Annotated in this window: 17 protein-coding genes; 11 read left to right on the top strand and 6 right to left on the bottom strand. The window is 66.3% G+C overall.

Features of this window, described 5'->3' with window-relative positions:
• From E8L99_RS03310 to E8L99_RS03300, 3 genes are all read left to right on the top strand, one after another.
• Complete coding sequence (locus E8L99_RS03310) at nucleotides 1-699, top strand: RNA-binding protein (RefSeq protein ID WP_252511247.1); 699 nt, start codon at nucleotides 1-3, stop codon at nucleotides 697-699.
• 38 nt (nucleotides 700-737) lie between these two features.
• On the top strand, nucleotides 738-3,842 hold the full coding sequence (infB, locus tag E8L99_RS03305; protein ID WP_137098213.1) for a translation initiation factor IF-2: 3,105 nt from the start codon (nucleotides 738-740) through the stop codon (nucleotides 3,840-3,842).
• Between the two features lie 159 nt (nucleotides 3,843-4,001).
• Nucleotides 4,002-4,547: a YcxB family protein gene (locus tag E8L99_RS03300; protein ID WP_137098212.1), complete on the top strand. Its 546-nt coding sequence runs from the start codon at nucleotides 4,002-4,004 to the stop codon at nucleotides 4,545-4,547.
• Here E8L99_RS03300 and E8L99_RS03295 read toward each other — a convergent pair.
• The gene (locus E8L99_RS03295) at nucleotides 4,528-5,226 is read right to left on the bottom strand and encodes a fumarylacetoacetate hydrolase family protein (protein ID WP_137098211.1); all 699 of its coding nucleotides are present in this window, start codon (nucleotides 5,224-5,226) and stop codon (nucleotides 4,528-4,530) included. The genes E8L99_RS03300 and E8L99_RS03295 overlap by 20 nt on opposite strands.
• Nucleotides 5,227-5,319: 93 nt before the next feature.
• On the opposite strand from E8L99_RS03295, the gene E8L99_RS03290 reads away from it, so the two are divergent.
• From E8L99_RS03290 to E8L99_RS03280, 3 genes are all read left to right on the top strand, one after another.
• Complete coding sequence (locus E8L99_RS03290) at nucleotides 5,320-5,931, top strand: septation protein A (RefSeq protein ID WP_137098210.1); 612 nt, start codon at nucleotides 5,320-5,322, stop codon at nucleotides 5,929-5,931.
• A gap of 78 nt (nucleotides 5,932-6,009) precedes the next feature.
• A complete protein-coding gene (locus E8L99_RS03285; RefSeq protein WP_137098209.1) occupies nucleotides 6,010-6,756 on the top strand; it encodes a phosphatase PAP2 family protein in 747 nt (248 codons plus the stop codon).
• A gap of 72 nt (nucleotides 6,757-6,828) precedes the next feature.
• Nucleotides 6,829-8,064: an argininosuccinate synthase gene (locus E8L99_RS03280; protein WP_137098208.1), complete on the top strand. Its 1,236-nt coding sequence runs from the start codon at nucleotides 6,829-6,831 to the stop codon at nucleotides 8,062-8,064.
• 67 nt (nucleotides 8,065-8,131) lie between these two features.
• On the opposite strand, the gene E8L99_RS03275 is transcribed toward E8L99_RS03280, so the two are convergent.
• A complete protein-coding gene (locus E8L99_RS03275) occupies nucleotides 8,132-8,398 on the bottom strand; it encodes a hypothetical protein (RefSeq protein ID WP_137098207.1) in 267 nt (88 codons plus the stop codon).
• Between the two features lie 100 nt (nucleotides 8,399-8,498).
• Complete coding sequence (locus E8L99_RS23685) at nucleotides 8,499-8,831, bottom strand: winged helix-turn-helix transcriptional regulator (RefSeq protein WP_168201544.1); 333 nt, start codon at nucleotides 8,829-8,831, stop codon at nucleotides 8,499-8,501.
• A gap of 99 nt (nucleotides 8,832-8,930) precedes the next feature.
• On the opposite strand from E8L99_RS23685, the gene E8L99_RS03265 reads away from it, so the two are divergent.
• On the top strand, nucleotides 8,931-9,311 hold the full coding sequence (locus E8L99_RS03265; RefSeq protein WP_168201543.1) for a GFA family protein: 381 nt from the start codon (nucleotides 8,931-8,933) through the stop codon (nucleotides 9,309-9,311).
• 6 nt (nucleotides 9,312-9,317) lie between these two features.
• Here the strand turns inward: E8L99_RS03265 and argH are convergent, their stop codons facing one another.
• Complete coding sequence (argH, locus tag E8L99_RS03260; protein ID WP_252511246.1) at nucleotides 9,318-10,715, bottom strand: argininosuccinate lyase; 1,398 nt, start codon at nucleotides 10,713-10,715, stop codon at nucleotides 9,318-9,320.
• Here argH and tlpA point away from each other — a divergent pair.
• The 3 genes from tlpA to E8L99_RS03245 all read left to right on the top strand — a co-directional run bounded on the left by tlpA (nucleotide 10,714) and on the right by E8L99_RS03245 (nucleotide 12,528).
• Entirely contained in the window at nucleotides 10,714-11,373 is a 660-nt protein-coding gene (gene tlpA / locus E8L99_RS03255) for a thiol:disulfide interchange protein TlpA (RefSeq protein WP_137101925.1), read from the top strand. The genes argH and tlpA overlap by 2 nt on opposite strands.
• 16 nt (nucleotides 11,374-11,389) lie before the next feature.
• Nucleotides 11,390-11,905 carry a prolyl-tRNA synthetase associated domain-containing protein gene (locus E8L99_RS03250; protein WP_137098204.1) on the top strand — a complete coding sequence of 172 codons (516 nt, stop codon included), beginning with the start codon at nucleotides 11,390-11,392 and terminating at the stop codon, nucleotides 11,903-11,905.
• 332 nt (nucleotides 11,906-12,237) lie between these two features.
• Entirely contained in the window at nucleotides 12,238-12,528 is a 291-nt protein-coding gene (locus E8L99_RS03245; RefSeq protein ID WP_137098203.1) for a 4a-hydroxytetrahydrobiopterin dehydratase, read from the top strand.
• A 9-nt stretch (nucleotides 12,529-12,537) separates the two neighbouring features.
• Here the strand turns inward: E8L99_RS03245 and E8L99_RS03240 are convergent, their stop codons facing one another.
• Entirely contained in the window at nucleotides 12,538-13,458 is a 921-nt protein-coding gene (locus tag E8L99_RS03240) for a hypothetical protein (protein WP_137098202.1), read from the bottom strand.
• Nucleotides 13,459-13,702: 244 nt separating this feature from the next.
• Nucleotides 13,703-14,443 (bottom strand): rhomboid family intramembrane serine protease, encoded by a 741-nt coding sequence (locus tag E8L99_RS03235; protein ID WP_137098201.1) that lies wholly within the window; start codon nucleotides 14,441-14,443, stop codon nucleotides 13,703-13,705.
• Nucleotides 14,444-14,580: 137 nt separating this feature from the next.
• On the opposite strand from E8L99_RS03235, the gene E8L99_RS03230 reads away from it, so the two are divergent.
• Entirely contained in the window at nucleotides 14,581-15,741 is a 1,161-nt protein-coding gene (locus E8L99_RS03230) for a trans-sulfuration enzyme family protein (protein WP_137098200.1), read from the top strand.
• The last annotated feature ends 47 nt before the right edge of the window (nucleotides 15,742-15,788 follow it).

The following is a 15,788-nucleotide window of genomic DNA, read 5'->3' as shown; positions in this document are numbered from 1 at the left end:
ATGATGATGACGATCGAAGAGGGTCCCGATCTCAACCTCGATGCCGGACCGCGCGTCCGGCGTGGCGAGGCTGAGCGGACCTGTATCGTCAATCGCACCGCCGGCTCACCGGACGGTCTGATCCGTTTCGTCATCGATCCCGAAGGCGTCGTCATCGCCGACCTCAAGGCCAAGCTGCCGGGCCGCGGTGCCTGGGTGACCGCCACCCGGGCCGCGCTGACCGAGGCGGTCCGCCGCAAGGCTTTTGCCCGCGCCTTCAAGAGTGAGGTCACCGTGCCGGCCGACATTGCCGACAGGGTGGATGCCTTGCTGGAGGGGCAGGCGCTGTCCGCCCTGTCGCTTGCCAACAAGGCGGGCGCCATCATCACAGGCTTTTCCAAGGTAGAGGCCGCGGCCTCCAACCAGGATATTGCAGGCCTCATCCATGCCAGCGATGCCGGTGAGGATGGGGTGAAGAAACAGGCCCAGGCGGTCCGCCGCCGCCATGGGGACGACGAGGGACAAGTCGCGCGGGTAACGCTGTTCGACTCCTCACAATTGGATTTGGCATTGGGCCGCATGAATGTGGTACATGCAGCGCTGCTCGCCGGCGGGCCGAGCGCTCATTTTCTCGCGCGCTGCGCTGCCCTCGAGGTTTTCCGCTCCGGTGCCCTGACCGGCGGACCATCTCCGGCTTCCGTTAACGAGCCGAAACACTGACTTTTCAGGACCAGCCGTAGGGCGCAGGACCGAACCGAATGACCGATGAGAAGACCCCCGGCGACAAGACCCTCAGCCTGACCGGCAAAACGCTCAGTCTGAAGAAACCCGCCGGACACGAACAGAGCATGGTTCGCCAGAGCTTCAGCCATGGCCGCAGCAAGACTGTGGTGGTGGAGAAGGTCTCGGCCAAACCGCGCGCGTTCGCGCCGCCGCAGCGTCCGGCTGCCGCGCCCGTCGCCCCGACGCCAGCGCCCCCGGCGCCGGTGGCAGAGGCTCCGCGTCCGGTTGCTCCTCCGGCTCCGCCGAAGGCTCCCGCTCCCGGCCTGATCCTCAAGACGCTCTCCGACGAGGAGCGCGATGCGCGGGACCGCGCGCTCGCCGACGCCCGCTCGCGCGAAGCTGATGAGCGCAAGGTGGCCGCCGACCAGGCCGGCCGTCGCGCCGAAGAGGATGCCCGCCGTGCGGCCGAGCGCGCCGAGCAGGATCGCCGCAAGGCCGAGGAAGAAGAGCGTCATCGGCGCGAGGACGAGACGCGCCGCCGCGCCGAGTTCGAGGCTCGCCGCCGCTTCTCCGGCGATGGCCGTCCGCAGAGCCTGGATGACATTGGCCGTCCGGCGCGCGTTGCCGAACCGGCCGAGGCACCGGCTGCCGCCGCGCCCGTCGAGGCGCGCGCTCCGTCGGCGCCCGCCGGTGGCGATCGCCCGCAGGGTGACCGTCCGCCCGCCCGTCCCTATGGCGACCGCCCGCCGGCCCGCCCCTATGGCGAGCGCCCCCAGGGTGAACGCCCTGCCTATGGCGACCGTCCGCCGCGCCCGCCGGGCGACCGTCCGTTCGGCGATCGTCCGCCGCGTCCGCCGGGTGACCGTCCGTTTGGCGATCGTCCGCCGCGTCCGCCGGGCGACCGCCCGTTCGGTGATCGTCCGCCGCGTCCGCCGGGTGACCGTCCGTTCGGTGATCGTCCGCCGCGTGAAGGTGGCTTCGGTGAGCGTCCGCCGATGCGCGACGGCCGTCCGCCGCGCCTCGACAGCCCGCGTCCGCCGCGCCCGTTCAATGCCGGCGCGCCGGCTGCCAGCGCCATTCCGACCCGTCCCGAAGGTGCCGGCCCGATGCGTTCGGGTCCGCCGTCGCTCGGCCGTCCGCGGTCCGCGGGCGATGACGATGACGCGCCGCGCGGCGCACCGCGCCGGGGCGCTCCGGGCAAGGCTGCCGTTCCGCCGCCGCGCCCGACCCAGACGCCGGCTGCCCCCAGCCGTACGCGCCTGACGCTGACCAACGCACTGGAAGATGCCTCGGAGCGCATGCGCTCGGAAGCCTCGTTCCGCCGCCGCGTGCAGCGCATGACCGGTCGTCGCGTGACCGAGCAAAAAGAAAAGATCATGCGCGAAGTGACGATCCCCGAGACGATCACGATCGCGGATCTCGCCAACCGCATGTCGGAGCGCGGCGTCGACATCATCCGCATGCTGATGAAGCAGGGCGCGATGCACAAGATCACCGACGTGATCGATGCCGACACCGCCCAGCTGATCGCCGAGGAACTGGGCCACACGGTCAAGCGTGTTGCCGAGTCCGACGTGGAAGAGGGCCTGTTCGATGTGCCCGACGCCGACGAGAGCCTGGAATCGCGTGCACCGGTCGTGACCATCATGGGCCACGTCGACCACGGCAAGACCTCGCTGCTCGACGCCCTGCGCAAGACCAATGTTGTCTCCGGCGAAGCCGGTGGCATCACCCAGCATATCGGCGCCTATCAGGTGGTGTCACCGCTCGGCGGCAAGATCACCTTCATCGATACGCCGGGCCACGCCGCCTTCACTGCCATGCGCGCCCGCGGCGCCAAGGTGACGGATATCGTGGTGCTGGTGGTTGCTGCGAACGACTCGGTCATGCCGCAGACGATCGAGGCGATCAATCACGCCAAGGCCGCCAAGGTTCCGCTGATCGTGGCGATCAACAAGGTCGACCTGCCCGACGCCCGCCCCGAGCGGGTCAAGACCGATCTCCTGCAGTACGAAGTTCAGGTCGAAACCCTGGGCGGCGACGTGCTCGAGGTCGAGCTGTCGGCCAAGACCGGCCAGAACCTCGACAAGCTGCTGGAACTGATCCAGCTGCAGGCCGAAGTGCTTGATCTCAAGGCGAACCCCGACCGTCTGGCCGAGGGTACTGTCATCGAGGCCAAGCTCGATCGCGGCCGCGGTCCGGTGGCAACCGTGCTGATCCAGCGCGGCACGCTGCAGGTCGGCGACATCGTGGTGGCCGGCGCCGAATGGGGCCGTGTCCGCGCGCTGGTGTCCGACAAGGGCGACCAGCTCGCAGAGGCTGGCCCCTCGACCCCGGTCGAGGTGCTCGGCTTCAACGGCACACCGGAGGCGGGCGACCGCGTCGCGGTGGTCGAGAGCGAAGCCCGTGCCCGTGAGATCACGGCCTATCGCCAGCATCAGAAGCGCGAGAAGCAGGCAGCCCGCGTGGGTGCCGGCCGCGGTTCGCTGGTGGACATGATGAGCCAGCTCAAGGCTGGTGCGGGGAAGAAGGAATTCCCGCTGATCATCAAGGGCGACGTGCAGGGTTCGGTGGAAGCGATCGTCGGTGCACTGGCCAAGGTCGGCAATGACGAGGTTTCGGCCCGCGTCATCCTGTCGGGTGTCGGCGGCATCACCGAGAGCGACATCACGCTGGCGGAAGCCTCGGGTGCGGCCGTCATCGGCTTCAACACCCGTGCGCACAAGGAAGCGCGCGAGGCCGCCGACCGTGGCGGCATCGAGATCCGCTACTACGCGATCATCTACGACCTGGTGGACGACATCAAAGCCGCCATGTCCGGACTGCTCACGCCGGAACTGCGCGAAACCATGCTCGGCAATGCCGAGATCATGGAGGTGTTCAACATCACCAAGGTCGGCAAGGTCGCCGGTTGCCGGGTGGTCGAGGGCCGCGTCGAACGTGGTGCCAATGTCCGCCTCATCCGCGACAACGTGGTTGTGCACGAGGGCAAGCTCTCGACGCTCAAGCGCTTCAAGGACGAGGTCAAGGAAGTCCAGGTCGGCCAGGAATGCGGCATGGCCTTCGAGAGCTACCAGGACATGCGCGCAGGCGATGTCATCGAGTGCTTCCGCGTCGAAGAGATCAAGCGCTCGCTCTGAGCGGGTCTCGACGAAGACGATCTGGAAAAGGCGGCCCTCGAGGCCGCCTTTTTCGTGCGCAGCATTGAACCCGGCAGGGGGTGCACGCGACCCATGGTCAAGTGATCCCTCGAACCGGCTCGCCATGAGGAGGGGCCGCAGTCACCAGCGGAGCGGACAATGGCCCAGACGACCTACCGCTTCACCTTCGTGATGACTTTTGCCGACTACATTGCGCTCTCCCGCGCGCGGGAGAGCCTCGGGCCGTTACGCGGCTGGGGACGGCCCCTGCGCTATCCTGTCTGGATTGCAGTCTTCCTCGCCACGCTCTGGTTGAGCAGTGGCATGGATCTTCAGGTCCTTCGGGAGGCAGACGTTCTGGTCTGGCTGCTGGTCATCCCGATCATGATCTTCGCGATCGACCTGTTCTTCCGCCATGTCGTCTATCGCTGGGTGTTCTCGCGCTATGCGATCGCCAACCGCGAGGCGGTCGTGGAGGTCGATCAGTCAGGCGTGAACTGGACTCTCGGACCGATCACCGGCGCTGCGCCCTGGGCAAGCGTCACCGCGACTGTCCATACCGACAGCCACGCCTTCCTGTTCCTCAGCAAGATCGAGGGGATCACCCTGCCATCGCGGGGCCTTCAGGAAGGCGACTTTGCCGCCTTCCTGGATTTCGTCGACGCGCGGATGTCCGCGCGCGGGGTCACACCACCTTCAGCTTGATCTCGCCAAGACCCTCGACCGCGCCGACCATGGTCTGGCCGCGGACGACCGCGCCCACGCCTTCCGGCGTGCCGGAGAAGATGACGTCGCCAGGGAACACCTCGAAATAGGACGAGAGGTAGGAGATCTGCTCGGCCACCGACCAGATCATGGCCGAGAGGTCGGAGGTCTGCTTGACCACGCCGTCGACCGACAGCGAGATCGCGCCCTTCTCGCGGTGACCGACCTGGGCCACCGGATAGATCGGGCTGCAGGGACCGGAGAGGTCGGAAGCCTTGCCGGGCTCCCACGGGCGCTTCAGCTGCTTGGCCTCGTCCTGCAGGTCGCGGCGGGTCATGTCGAGGCCGATGCCGTAGCCGAACACGCAGTCCAGCGCCTTCTCGACGGGAATGTCCTTGCCGCCCTTGGACAGCGCCACGACCATCTCGATCTCGAAATGATAGTTCGAGGTCTTCGGCGGATAGGGATGATCGACGGTCTGGCCGGTCGGGATCACCTGCAGCGCGTCAGCCGGCTTCTGGAAGAAGAAGGGCGGCTCGCGGTTCGGATCGTGACCCATCTCGCGGGCATGGGCCGCGTAGTTGCGGCCGACGCAATAGACGCGGCGAACCGGAAACAGCTTGTCGGAACCGACAACGGGAAGGGCAGGGCGGGCAACGGGGTCGAACACGAAAGACAAGGGGCGCTCCGGAACGGATGGCGTGAGGGAGGTGGTCTTGATGACGCGCGCACGCTAAACTGCCAGACCGATTTGTCCATGGCTTCAAGGCTGATGACACATACCGAAAAGCACAGCCTGCCGCCGCTCCTGAAGCTTGCCCTCGAGATGGGGCCGCTGGTCCTGTTCTTCCTGACCAATGCCTATGGCGAGCGGCTGTTCGATCTCGCCAGCAGTTCGCGGCTCTTTGTGGCGACCGGCGTGTTCATGGTGGCCGTGTTGGTGTCACTCGGCGTGACCTATTCGCTGGTCGGCAAGCTGCCGATCATGCCGCTGGTCTCGGCGGTCGTGGTCCTGGTCTTCGGCGGGCTGACGCTGATCCTGCACGACGAATTGTTCATCAAGCTCAAGCCAACCATCGTCAATTCGCTGTTCGGCACGATCCTGATCTGGGCCGCGGCGACGGGGCGCAACCTGTTGAAGGTGGTGCTCGATTCCGTCTTCTCCATCACCGATGAGGGCTGGCGCCAGCTCACCTGGCGCTGGGCCTTCTTCTTCTTCCTGCTGGCGGGCTTGAATGAGGTGGTCTGGCGTACCCAGACGACCGATTTCTGGGTCGCCTTCAAGGTCTGGGGCATCATGCCGCTCACCATGATCTTCGCCCTGGCCCAGATGCCGCTGATCATGCGCCACGAAGCCCCCGAAGGCGGCGAGGATGCCATCTGACGCGGCGATGTGCCGGTCTTCCGGCCTTGCGGCGGCTCCTGTAGAAAGCCGCAGACCAACTTAACCAGGGATCCCGGTTTGGCCCGTCGACTGCTCCTGTGGCTGACCGCCGCAACCGCGCTGATCGCCCTTGTCCTGGCGGTGTACCCGAGCCTCGATCTCGCGGTGTCGCGGCTGTTCTGGACGCCCGAAGCGGGCTTTGCCCTATCGCGGCAGGGATGGGCGCAGGTGGTGCGCAAGCTCAGCATGTGGCCGACAGCCATTCTGGGCATCGCGGCGCTGGTCTCGTTGATCCAGCACATGTTCTGGCCGGCGACCCGCCAGTTCATGCGGGCACGCGCGGCCATGTTCCTGCTCGCCACCGTAATCGTGGCGCCGCTTCTGGTGGTCAATGGCGGATTCAAGGAACATTGGGAGCGCGCGCGGCCGGTTCAGGTGACCGAATTCGGCGGCGCCTGGACCTTCACGCCCTGGTGGCAATTCGGCGTCGGCGGCCAGTGCACGACGAACTGCTCCTTCGTGTCGGGCGAGGCGTCTGGCGCAGCGTGGCTCGCGGCGCCTGCGCTGCTGGCACCGCCACCCTGGCGGATTCCGGCGCTGCTGGCGGCTGGCGCCTATACCGCGGCGGTCAGCGCGCTGCGCATCGCCTTCGGCGGCCATTTCCTCTCAGACGTCATGCTCGGCGCTCTCGTGACGCTGCTCCTGATCGCGCTGGTGCACTACCGGATCTATCGCCGGCCCGGTCATCCGGACGAGCAGCGGGCCGCCGCCGGGCTCGCGGCACTGGGCTCCCGGCTGACCGGCTTGATCCGCCGCAAGGCCTGAACGCTTGCGCGGTTTCGCGCTCTCCCGTAAGTCGTCGCTTCCTCATTCGTTCTTCGTGCTGGATATCAAGCCATGGCCCCGCAGAAAGCCGTCAAGAAGGTCGTCCTCGCCTATTCGGGCGGCCTCGACACCTCGATCATCCTGAAGTGGCTGCAGACCACCTATGGCTGCGAGGTCGTGACCTTCACGGCCGATCTCGGCCAGGGCGAGGAGCTGGGACCGGCGCGCGACAAGGCGCTGCTGCTCGGCATCAAGCCCGAGAACATCTTCATGGACGACCTGCGCGAGACCTTCGTGAAGGACTACGTCTTCCCGATGTTCCGCGCCAATGCGATGTATGAGGGCCTCTATCTGCTGGGCACCTCGATTGCCCGTCCCCTGATCGCCAAGCGCCAGATCGAGATCGCCGAGCAGGTCGGCGCCGATGCCGTCTCCCATGGCGCCACCGGCAAGGGCAATGACCAGGTTCGCTTCGAGCTGTCCTACTACGCGCTGAAGCCCGACATCACGATCATCGCGCCCTGGCGCGAGTGGGACCTGCGTTCGCGCGAGCAGCTGATCGCGTTTGCCGAGCAGCACCAGATCCCGATCGCCAAGGACAAGCGCGGTGAAGCGCCGTTCTCGGTCGACGCCAACCTCCTGCACGCCTCGTCCGAGGGCAAGGTGCTGGAGGATCCGGCGCAGGAAGTGCCGGATTACGTCTATTCGCGCACTGATGGCCCGGAGAGCGCGCCGGACAAGGCGACGGTCATCACGATCGACTTCAAGGAAGGCGATCCCGTCGGCATCAACGGCCAGGCCATGTCGCCGGCGACGCTCCTCACCAAGCTCAACGAGCTTGGCAAGATCAACGGCATCGGCCGCCTCGACCTCGTCGAGAACCGCTTCGTCGGCATGAAGTCGCGCGGCATGTACGAGACGCCGGGCGGCACGATCCTCGCCATGGCGCATCGTGCCATCGAGAGCATCACGCTCGACCGCGGCGCGGCGCATCTCAAGGACGAGATCATGCCGAAATATGCCGAGCTGATCTACAATGGCTTCTGGTTCTCGCCCGAGCGCGAGATGCTGCAGGCGCTGATCGACAAGAGCCAGGAATTCGTCACCGGCACGGTGCGGCTGAAGCTCTACAAGGGCAATGTCATCACCATTGGCCGCGAGAGCGTCTATTCGCTCTACGATCAGGACCTGGTGACCTTCGAGGAAGGCGCGGTTGCCTACGACCACCGCGATGCCGCGGGCTTCATCAAGCTGAATGCGCTGCGCCTGCGCACGCTCGGCCAGCGGAAGAAGAAGCTCGGCCTCTGAGCCTGGTTTCGGATGGAACACGCAAGGCCGGGCTCATGCCCGGCCTTTTGCGTTGAGGGCTTGGATCTTAGCGGCCCTGGACGATCGCCGGGCGCTGATCGGCCGAACCGACAAAGCCCTGGAAGCGATTGGCGGGGCGGGTCAGGCGGTGGTGGTTCTGGCCATCCTGCGCCGCGCCATAGCCGGACAGATCGAGGCTCGTCTCAGCTGCGGTGCGCATTCCGGCAGCCAGCGGCGAGGCGTGAACCGAGGAGGCGACCATGCCGGCAAGGGACAAAGCTGCGGCGCCAAGCAAGGTGAGAGCCGACTTTCGAATGTCGATGATCGCAAACATGGTCGCCTCCCCGGTTCAAGCCCCGCAGCGATGTGCTGCGAAGTGACCATGGGTGGTGTTGGCGACGGATAAGGTTCGATCGGTTGCGGCATATTTCCGCTTAATCCTCGACCTTGAAGCGCAGCCCCCAGCGCCGCAGCGGTTCAAGCGCGCTGCGCGCCTCGCGGCCGAGCTCGGTCAGGCGATATTCGGTGCGTGGCGGGATCTCGGCAAAGGCCTCGCGCTCGAGGAAGCCGAGGCGCACCAGCGCCTTCAGTTCGCGCGCCAGCATCCGCTCGGAAATGCCGTCGATGGCCCGGCCAAGCTCGCCGAACCGGTGCTGACCAAGGCCGACATGGTGAAGGATGAGGGTTCGCCAGCGGCCGCCCAGCAGCGCGAGGCCGAGCTGCAGCGGACAGGAATGGCGTTCGTCGGCGAAGGCGAATTCGGCCATGGTGCTCACACCGGTGTCAGTATCTGACGCGTAGGACCGTTCTTGCCCTTGGGTCAGTTCACCGGAACAATGACCGCACTGTTCCCAGGGAGGCAAGACATGACCGAGATGACCGGCCGATGCCATTGCGGGGGCGTGCGCTTCCGGATCACCCAACCGGTTGCCGGCGCGATCCTGTGCCATTGCCGCGACTGCCAGCAGATGCACGGCAATTACAACGCCATGGCAGCCGCTCCCCGCGACGCCGTGGTGTTCGACGCCGACGAGACGCTTGCCTGGTACGCCTCGTCCGACAAGGCGCGCCGTGGCTTCTGCACCACCTGCGCCAGCCGCCTGTTCAAGGACAATCTCGGGTCGGACCGGCTGATGGTGTCGATGGGCGTGATCGATCCGCCCACCGGCCTGCATGTCATGAAGAACATCTGGACCCAGTCGAAAGGCGACTGGTACGAGCTGCCGGCGGAAGTGCCGCCGGCCTGATTAGCGTCAGCCGAGCTTCTTCAACCAGCGTTTGGCCTGGGCGCGGACGTTCTTCGGCGCCGTGCCGCCGTAGCTCAGGCGGCTCGCCACCGACTTCGTCACCGACAGGACCGAATAGACGCCCTCGGTGATCCGCGGCTCGACGCTCTGGAAATCGGCGAGCGACAGCTTGTGCAGCGGCACGCCCTTCTCGGATGCGAGGCCCACGCTGCGCGCCGCAATGTGGTGGCTGTCGCGGAACGGGATGTTGAGGCTGCGCACGCACCAGTCGGCAAGGTCGGTGGCGGTCGAATAGCCCTGGCCCGCCGCCTTCTTCATGTTGGCGCTCTGGGCCGTCATGTCGCGGACCATGCCGGCGGCGGCCGCGATCGCCAGCGACAGGGAGGCCAGCGCGTCCATGGCGGGCTCCTTATCTTCCTGCATGTCCTTCTGGTAGGTCAGCGGCAGGCCCTTCAGCACCACGACGATGGCGGTGAAACCGCCGAGGATCCGGCCGACCTTGGCGCGCACCAGTTCGGCAGCGTCGGGATTGCGCTTCTGCGGCATGATGGACGAGCCGGTGGAGAAGGCATCCGACAGCTTCACGAAGGAGAAGGGCGAGGAGCACCAGATCACGATCTCTTCCGCGAGGCGGGACAGATGGACGGCGGTGATCGTGGCAGTCGAGAGCACTTCCATGACGAAGTCGCGGTCGGCGACCGAATCCAGCGAATTGGCGGTCGGGCGGTCAAAGCCCAGCGCCTTGGCGGTCATGTGGCGGTCGATCGGGAAGGACGTGCCGCACAGCGCCGCGGCACCGAGCGGGCTTTCGTTCAGCCGCTTGCGGGCATCGGCGAGCCGGCCGCGATCGCGGCCGATCATCTCGACATAGGCCATGAGGTGATGGCCGAAGGTGGTGGGCTGGGCGACCTGGAGATGGGTGAAGCCGGGCATGACGGTGGCGGCTTCCGCCAGCGCCTTCTCGGCCAGTGCCTTCTGTAGGTCCTTCAACTGGGCATCGAGCCCGTCGGCGGCGTCGCGCACCCAGAGCTTGAAGTCGGTTGCGACCTGATCATTGCGCGAACGGGCGGTGTGCAGCCGGCCGGCGGGCGCTCCGATGATCTCGGCAAGCCTCGCCTCCACATTCATGTGGATGTCCTCGAGGCTCCGCTTGAACGTGAACGTGCCGCCCTCGATCTCGGCCAGAACCTGGTCCAGACCCTTCTGGATCGCGGATTCGTCAGCGGCGCTCACGATGCCTTGAGCGGCCAGCATGCGGGCATGGGCTTTCGAGCCGGCGATGTCCTGCCTATACAGACGCTTGTCGAATTCGATGGAGACGTTGATGTCTTCCATCACGGCGGCAGGTCCGGTGGCGTAGCGGCCACCCCACATGGCATTGCCGTCTGAACTGCCGCTGGTCATGGTCTCGTCCTCGAAAGGTTGTGCCGTGTTGTCCCGTGCCAAAGCGATCGTCCTGGTGACCGGCCTCATCGGCCTTGGCGCGGGCTTTGCGGCCTTCTACTGGACGGGAGGCCTCTCAAGCAATCCGGCTGTTGCGGCCTGCGCGGCGGCAAAGCCGGTGGCGACCGCCATGTCGCCGCTCGCCCATGGCGAAGTTGCCGCCTTCCGGGTGACGGAAACGCCGGCGCTTGCCACCAATCTGCGCTTCAAGGCGCCGGATGGCCGCGACCTGACCCTGGCTGATTTCCGCGGCCGGACGATCCTCCTGAACCTCTGGGCGACCTGGTGTGCGCCCTGCCGACACGAGATGCCGGCGCTCGACAAGCTGCAGGCAACGCTCGGCGGCGAGAAGTTCGAGGTGGTGGCCATCAATATCGACACGCGCAATCCCGAGCGCGCCGAAACCTGGCTGCGCGACACCGGCATCCGCAACATGGCGCATTATTCCGATGTGTCCGGCAAGGTGTTCCAGGATCTGAAGGCTGTCGGGCGGGCCTTCGGCATGCCGACGACCCTTCTGATCGACGGCAATGGCTGCGAACTCGGCCATATTTCCGGCCCGGCCGAATGGGCGAGCGACGATGCCCTGAAGCTGATCCGCACCGCGCTTGCCCGCTAACCGCATTGCCTCTGTCATGACCGATATCGCAGCCCGCCGCGCCGACCTGTTCGCCACGTTTGACCGCCTCGGCATCGCCACCACCACCCACGAGCATGTGGCGGTGTTCACGGTGGCGGAGAGCCAGCACGTCAAGGACACGATACCTGGCGGGCACACCAAGAACCTGTTCCTCAAGGACAAGAAGAGCCGGCTGTTCCTGGTCGTCGCCCTGGGGTCGGCGGTCATCGACCTGAAGCGCCTTCATGAGGTGATCGGTGCCAATGGCCGGCTGTCGTTCGGCTCCGGCGAATTGCTGGAAGAGGTCTGGGGCGTGAAGCCCGGATCTGTGACGCCGTTCGGCGCCATCGCCGATCCTGGTGGCCGGGTCACGGTGGTGCTCGATCAGGCGATGATGGAACACGAGGTTCTCAACTATCATCCGCTCGAGAACACGGCGACCACGAGCATCGCCCGCGCCGATCTGGTGACCTTCCTCAAGGCGACGGGGCATGACCCGCTCATCCTGCCGGTGAGCCAGCCGCCTGCCTGAGCCTTGCAGGCAGCAGGAAGCAGCCTTCACGGGAGCGTCATCGACGCCATGGTCCGGCCCCATTTCGGCCCCCGTGGGGCCAAGACGCGGCGCGACCCTTCCCCTCGTTGTCTCGTCGTCTGGCCGGTGTCCGCTCCGGACTCTTCAGCCCCCCAGCCCCCCGGGGCGCGTCATTCGGTCGACAACGAGCGCCACGGACTTGTTGGTTCGTGGTCATACGTTCGGTCATCCCCTCCGACGCGAACGTGGCGGGTCGGCGCTCCCGCGCCGGCCCGCTCTTCATTCATCAAGGTCTGTGGCATGATCCGCGGCCGAAAGAGGGACCAGACGCCATGGCTGCCAAGCTGACACCCGACAAGCGTTCCGCCGCTCTCGCCTCGCTTCATGGCTGGGTCGAGGTCGATGGCCGCGACGCGATCACGCGGGTCTTCAAGTTCCGCAATTTCTCGGAAGCCTGGGGCTTCATGAGCCGCGCCGCGCTGGTGGCCGAGGGAATGGATCACCATCCCGAATGGACCAATGTCTACAGCAAGGTTGAGGTGACGCTCTCCACCCATGATGCGGGCGGCGTGACCGAGCTCGACATCAAGCTTGCCCGCGCCATGGACGAGATCGCGGCCTAGTTCGACGACCTAGTTGCAGCTCCAGGTCATCACCGGCAGGCGCGCCTCGCGTTCGCCGATGAAGCCATGCGCGGTCCGCGCCGGCACGTCGACTTCGATCAGGCGGCCGCTCGGCATGTCGATGACCTGCTTCACCTGAACCTTCTCGCCGGGCTCCAGCCGCACGATCGGCTGGCCGCCGAGCGGCGCATCGAGCAGGCTCGCGCCCTCGGCCGCAATCTCCACCTCCAGCGTCCGGCAAGGCTGGGTGACGACGGCTTCCGGCGGCGGCGTGACGATGATCGGCACCGTGCGAACCACGCGCGGGGCTTCGGGGCCCGGCTGCGGCAGGGTCGCTGCGACATTGCCCAGGTTCATCGTTGTGAAGACGGCAATGCCGAGCGCCGCAAGTGCCGCCAGAACCATGGCGACCAGGAACCATTTCAGCCGGCCGGGCGAGGCATCCGGCAGCTTGACCGCCTTCTGGCCGCCATTGCGCGTTGTCTCAAGTTCCCGCTCAAGCGTCTCCAGCGAGGCCATATGGCCGATCTGGGCATCGAGCTGGTCGTACCAGCCATCGAAATCATGGGGCTCGGGATCCATCGCCCGGTAGGAGCGGTCGATGCCGTCGAGCGTGGTGCGCATCTCGATATGCGGCCCGACATCCGGTGCGCCGATATCGGTGCCGTAGCGGGTGATCGCGATGGCGAGGTCGTTCTCGGCACGGGCGATGGCGTCGCGCAGTGCTGACCGGGTCTCGCTGTTGATCTCGGCGGCACGCCGGCGCAGTTCAGACGGTGGGTCGGCCGTCAGCTTCAGATCGGCCGCGGCCTTCCGCAACGCTTCCTCGATGGAGGCTGCAGGTCGCGCAAGTCCGCCGAGCCGCGTCCCATAGGCATCCAGCACATGGTAGCGGTAGCGGAAGGCGGAGACGAGCGGTGCGACGTCCACAAGCGGTCCTTGACGTTCAGTTGGTCAGTATAGGCCAGTCAGGCGGGCGAAGCCGCCTGGCATATCGGCGCCGTCGTCTCCAACCGGCGCGCTGACATCCAGACCAGACCGGCATGGAAGCGTCAGCCCTGGGGCCAGGGATTGGCCAGCTTCGGGCGAAACCGTGGCAAAAAGGCGTGCAAAAAGAGCGGACATGGTCCTGCAGATTTGGCGACCGGTAAATGGTTATGGTTTGCAACGCCGCTCAGCGCAATGGGTTGCGTCGGAGCGGCAGCCTCGGCGTCGTGACAATGAGCGTCCTTCGGGGATTGAACAATCGGACATCGGGCGCCTTGAACAGGGCGACCAGGGCGGCACCTGCGATCAGGCCGCCGACATGGGCCCACCAGGCCGTGTCGCCGCCGACCGAGGTCACGAGATGCACGATCTGGAGGCAGATCCAGGCGCCAAGCGCCAGCCAGACGGGGATCGAGACCGGGACAATGTTGAGCGCCAGTCCAAACACACGGACATGGGGAAACAGCAGGAGATAGGCCGCCAGCACGCCGGATATGGCGCCGGATGCGCCGACCAGCGGGGCCTGCGAGGCAGTGTTCATCAGGAGATGGGCCGCGGCCCCGGCAAACCCGCAGATCAGGTAGAAGGCCAGGAACCGCACATGGCCCATGGCGTCCTCGACATTGTCGGCGAAGACCCAGAGAAACAGCATGTTGCCGATGAGATGCATCCAGCCGCCATGCATGAACATGTAGGTGAGCCAGGTCTGCCAGGGCGAGACAAGAGCCAGGTCGACCGCCAGCGATGCCTTGCCGGTGATGACAGCGGGGATCAATCCAAGGCCCAGCGCATTGGCATTGGCTGTCGCGCCCGGGACCAGCGCCGTGGTCGTCAGGAAGACCGTGATATTGGCCGCGATCAGCGCGTAGGTGACATAGGGAGCCGTGATGCGGCGGTGGGGATTGTCGTCGGCGAGGGGGAGGAACATGGGCGGAAAGATTAGCCGCTCCGCCCCGGAACTGTCATCCTCCTCGTTGCGGCTTGATTCCACGATGTGAGATTTGTAGTCTCAGATGTGAGAGTGGAGCGCCGCGCGCGCCGCCCAGACCTTCGGGAACCAGAACCATGACCCAGTCCAAGCCTTCGGGCCTCCAGCCCCGCACGCTCGCCGCCCAGGCGCTCGGCTGGGAGGAACCGGAAACCCATGGTGTGGTGACGCCCATCCACGTGGCGACGACCTATATCCGCGATCCCGACAATCAGTATCGCAACGGCTTCGTCTACGGCCGGCCGGACAACCAGACCGTCAAGCAGGCGGAAGCTGTGCTGGCCATGCTGGAAGAGGGCAAGGAGGCGATGGTGCTCGGCTCCGGCATGTCGGCCGCGACCGCCGTCATCATGGCGCTGCCGGCTGGCGCCCATATCATCGCGCCGACGATCATGTATTGGGCATTGCGCAACTGGCTGATGAACGATGCGCCGACCTATGGCTATACGACGAGTTTCGTCGACACCGCCGATCTTGCTGCGGTGAAGGCCGCGGTCCAGCCGGGCAAGACCAAGCTCATCTGGCTGGAGACGCCGTCCAATCCCTTGTGGACGCTCGCCGACATCGCCGCGATCTCGGAGATCGCCCATGCCGCCGGCGCGATCTGCGCGGTCGATTCGACCGTCGCCACGCCGGTCTTCACGCGCCCGCTGACACTTGGCGCCGATATCGTCATGCATGCGGCGACCAAGTATCTCAACGGCCATTCGGACGTGGTGGCCGGTGCGCTGGTCACCCGCGAAGCCAACGATTTCTGGGCGAAGGTCCGGCGCGTGCGGTCTATGCACGGGCAGATCCTGGGCCCGTTCGAGGCCTTCCTGCTGATGCGCGGCATGCGCACCCTGCATGTGCGCGCCGAGGCGCAGGCCAAGGCCGCGCTGTCGCTCGCCGAGAAGCTGAAGGCGCATCCGCTGGTCGCCGACGTGCTCTATCCCGGTCTGACGACGCATCCGCAGCATGCGCTGGCCGTGCGCCAGATGCAGGGCGGCTTCTCCGGCATGCTGTCGATCCGGGTGAAGGCCGGCGAACAGGCGGCGGTGTCGACGGCGGCGCGCGTGGCCGTGTGGAAGCGGGCGACCTCGCTCGGCGGCGTCGAGAGCCTGATCGAGCATCGCGCCTCCATCGAGGGCGCGGGCTCGCCCTGCCCGACCGATCTGCTGCGCCTGTCGGTCGGCATCGAGGCGGTGGATGACCTTTACGCCGACATCGACCGGGCGCTGCGCGGCGCGAACGACTGATAGAGGCGGCCGTGCGCGGCAACGCGTATTGAGTTTGGCCCGGCGCA

Source organism: Phreatobacter aquaticus, assembly GCF_005160265.1.
Classification (GTDB): domain Bacteria; phylum Pseudomonadota; class Alphaproteobacteria; order Rhizobiales; family Phreatobacteraceae; genus Phreatobacter; species Phreatobacter aquaticus.
This window is presented reverse-complemented; position numbering and strand designations above follow the sequence as displayed.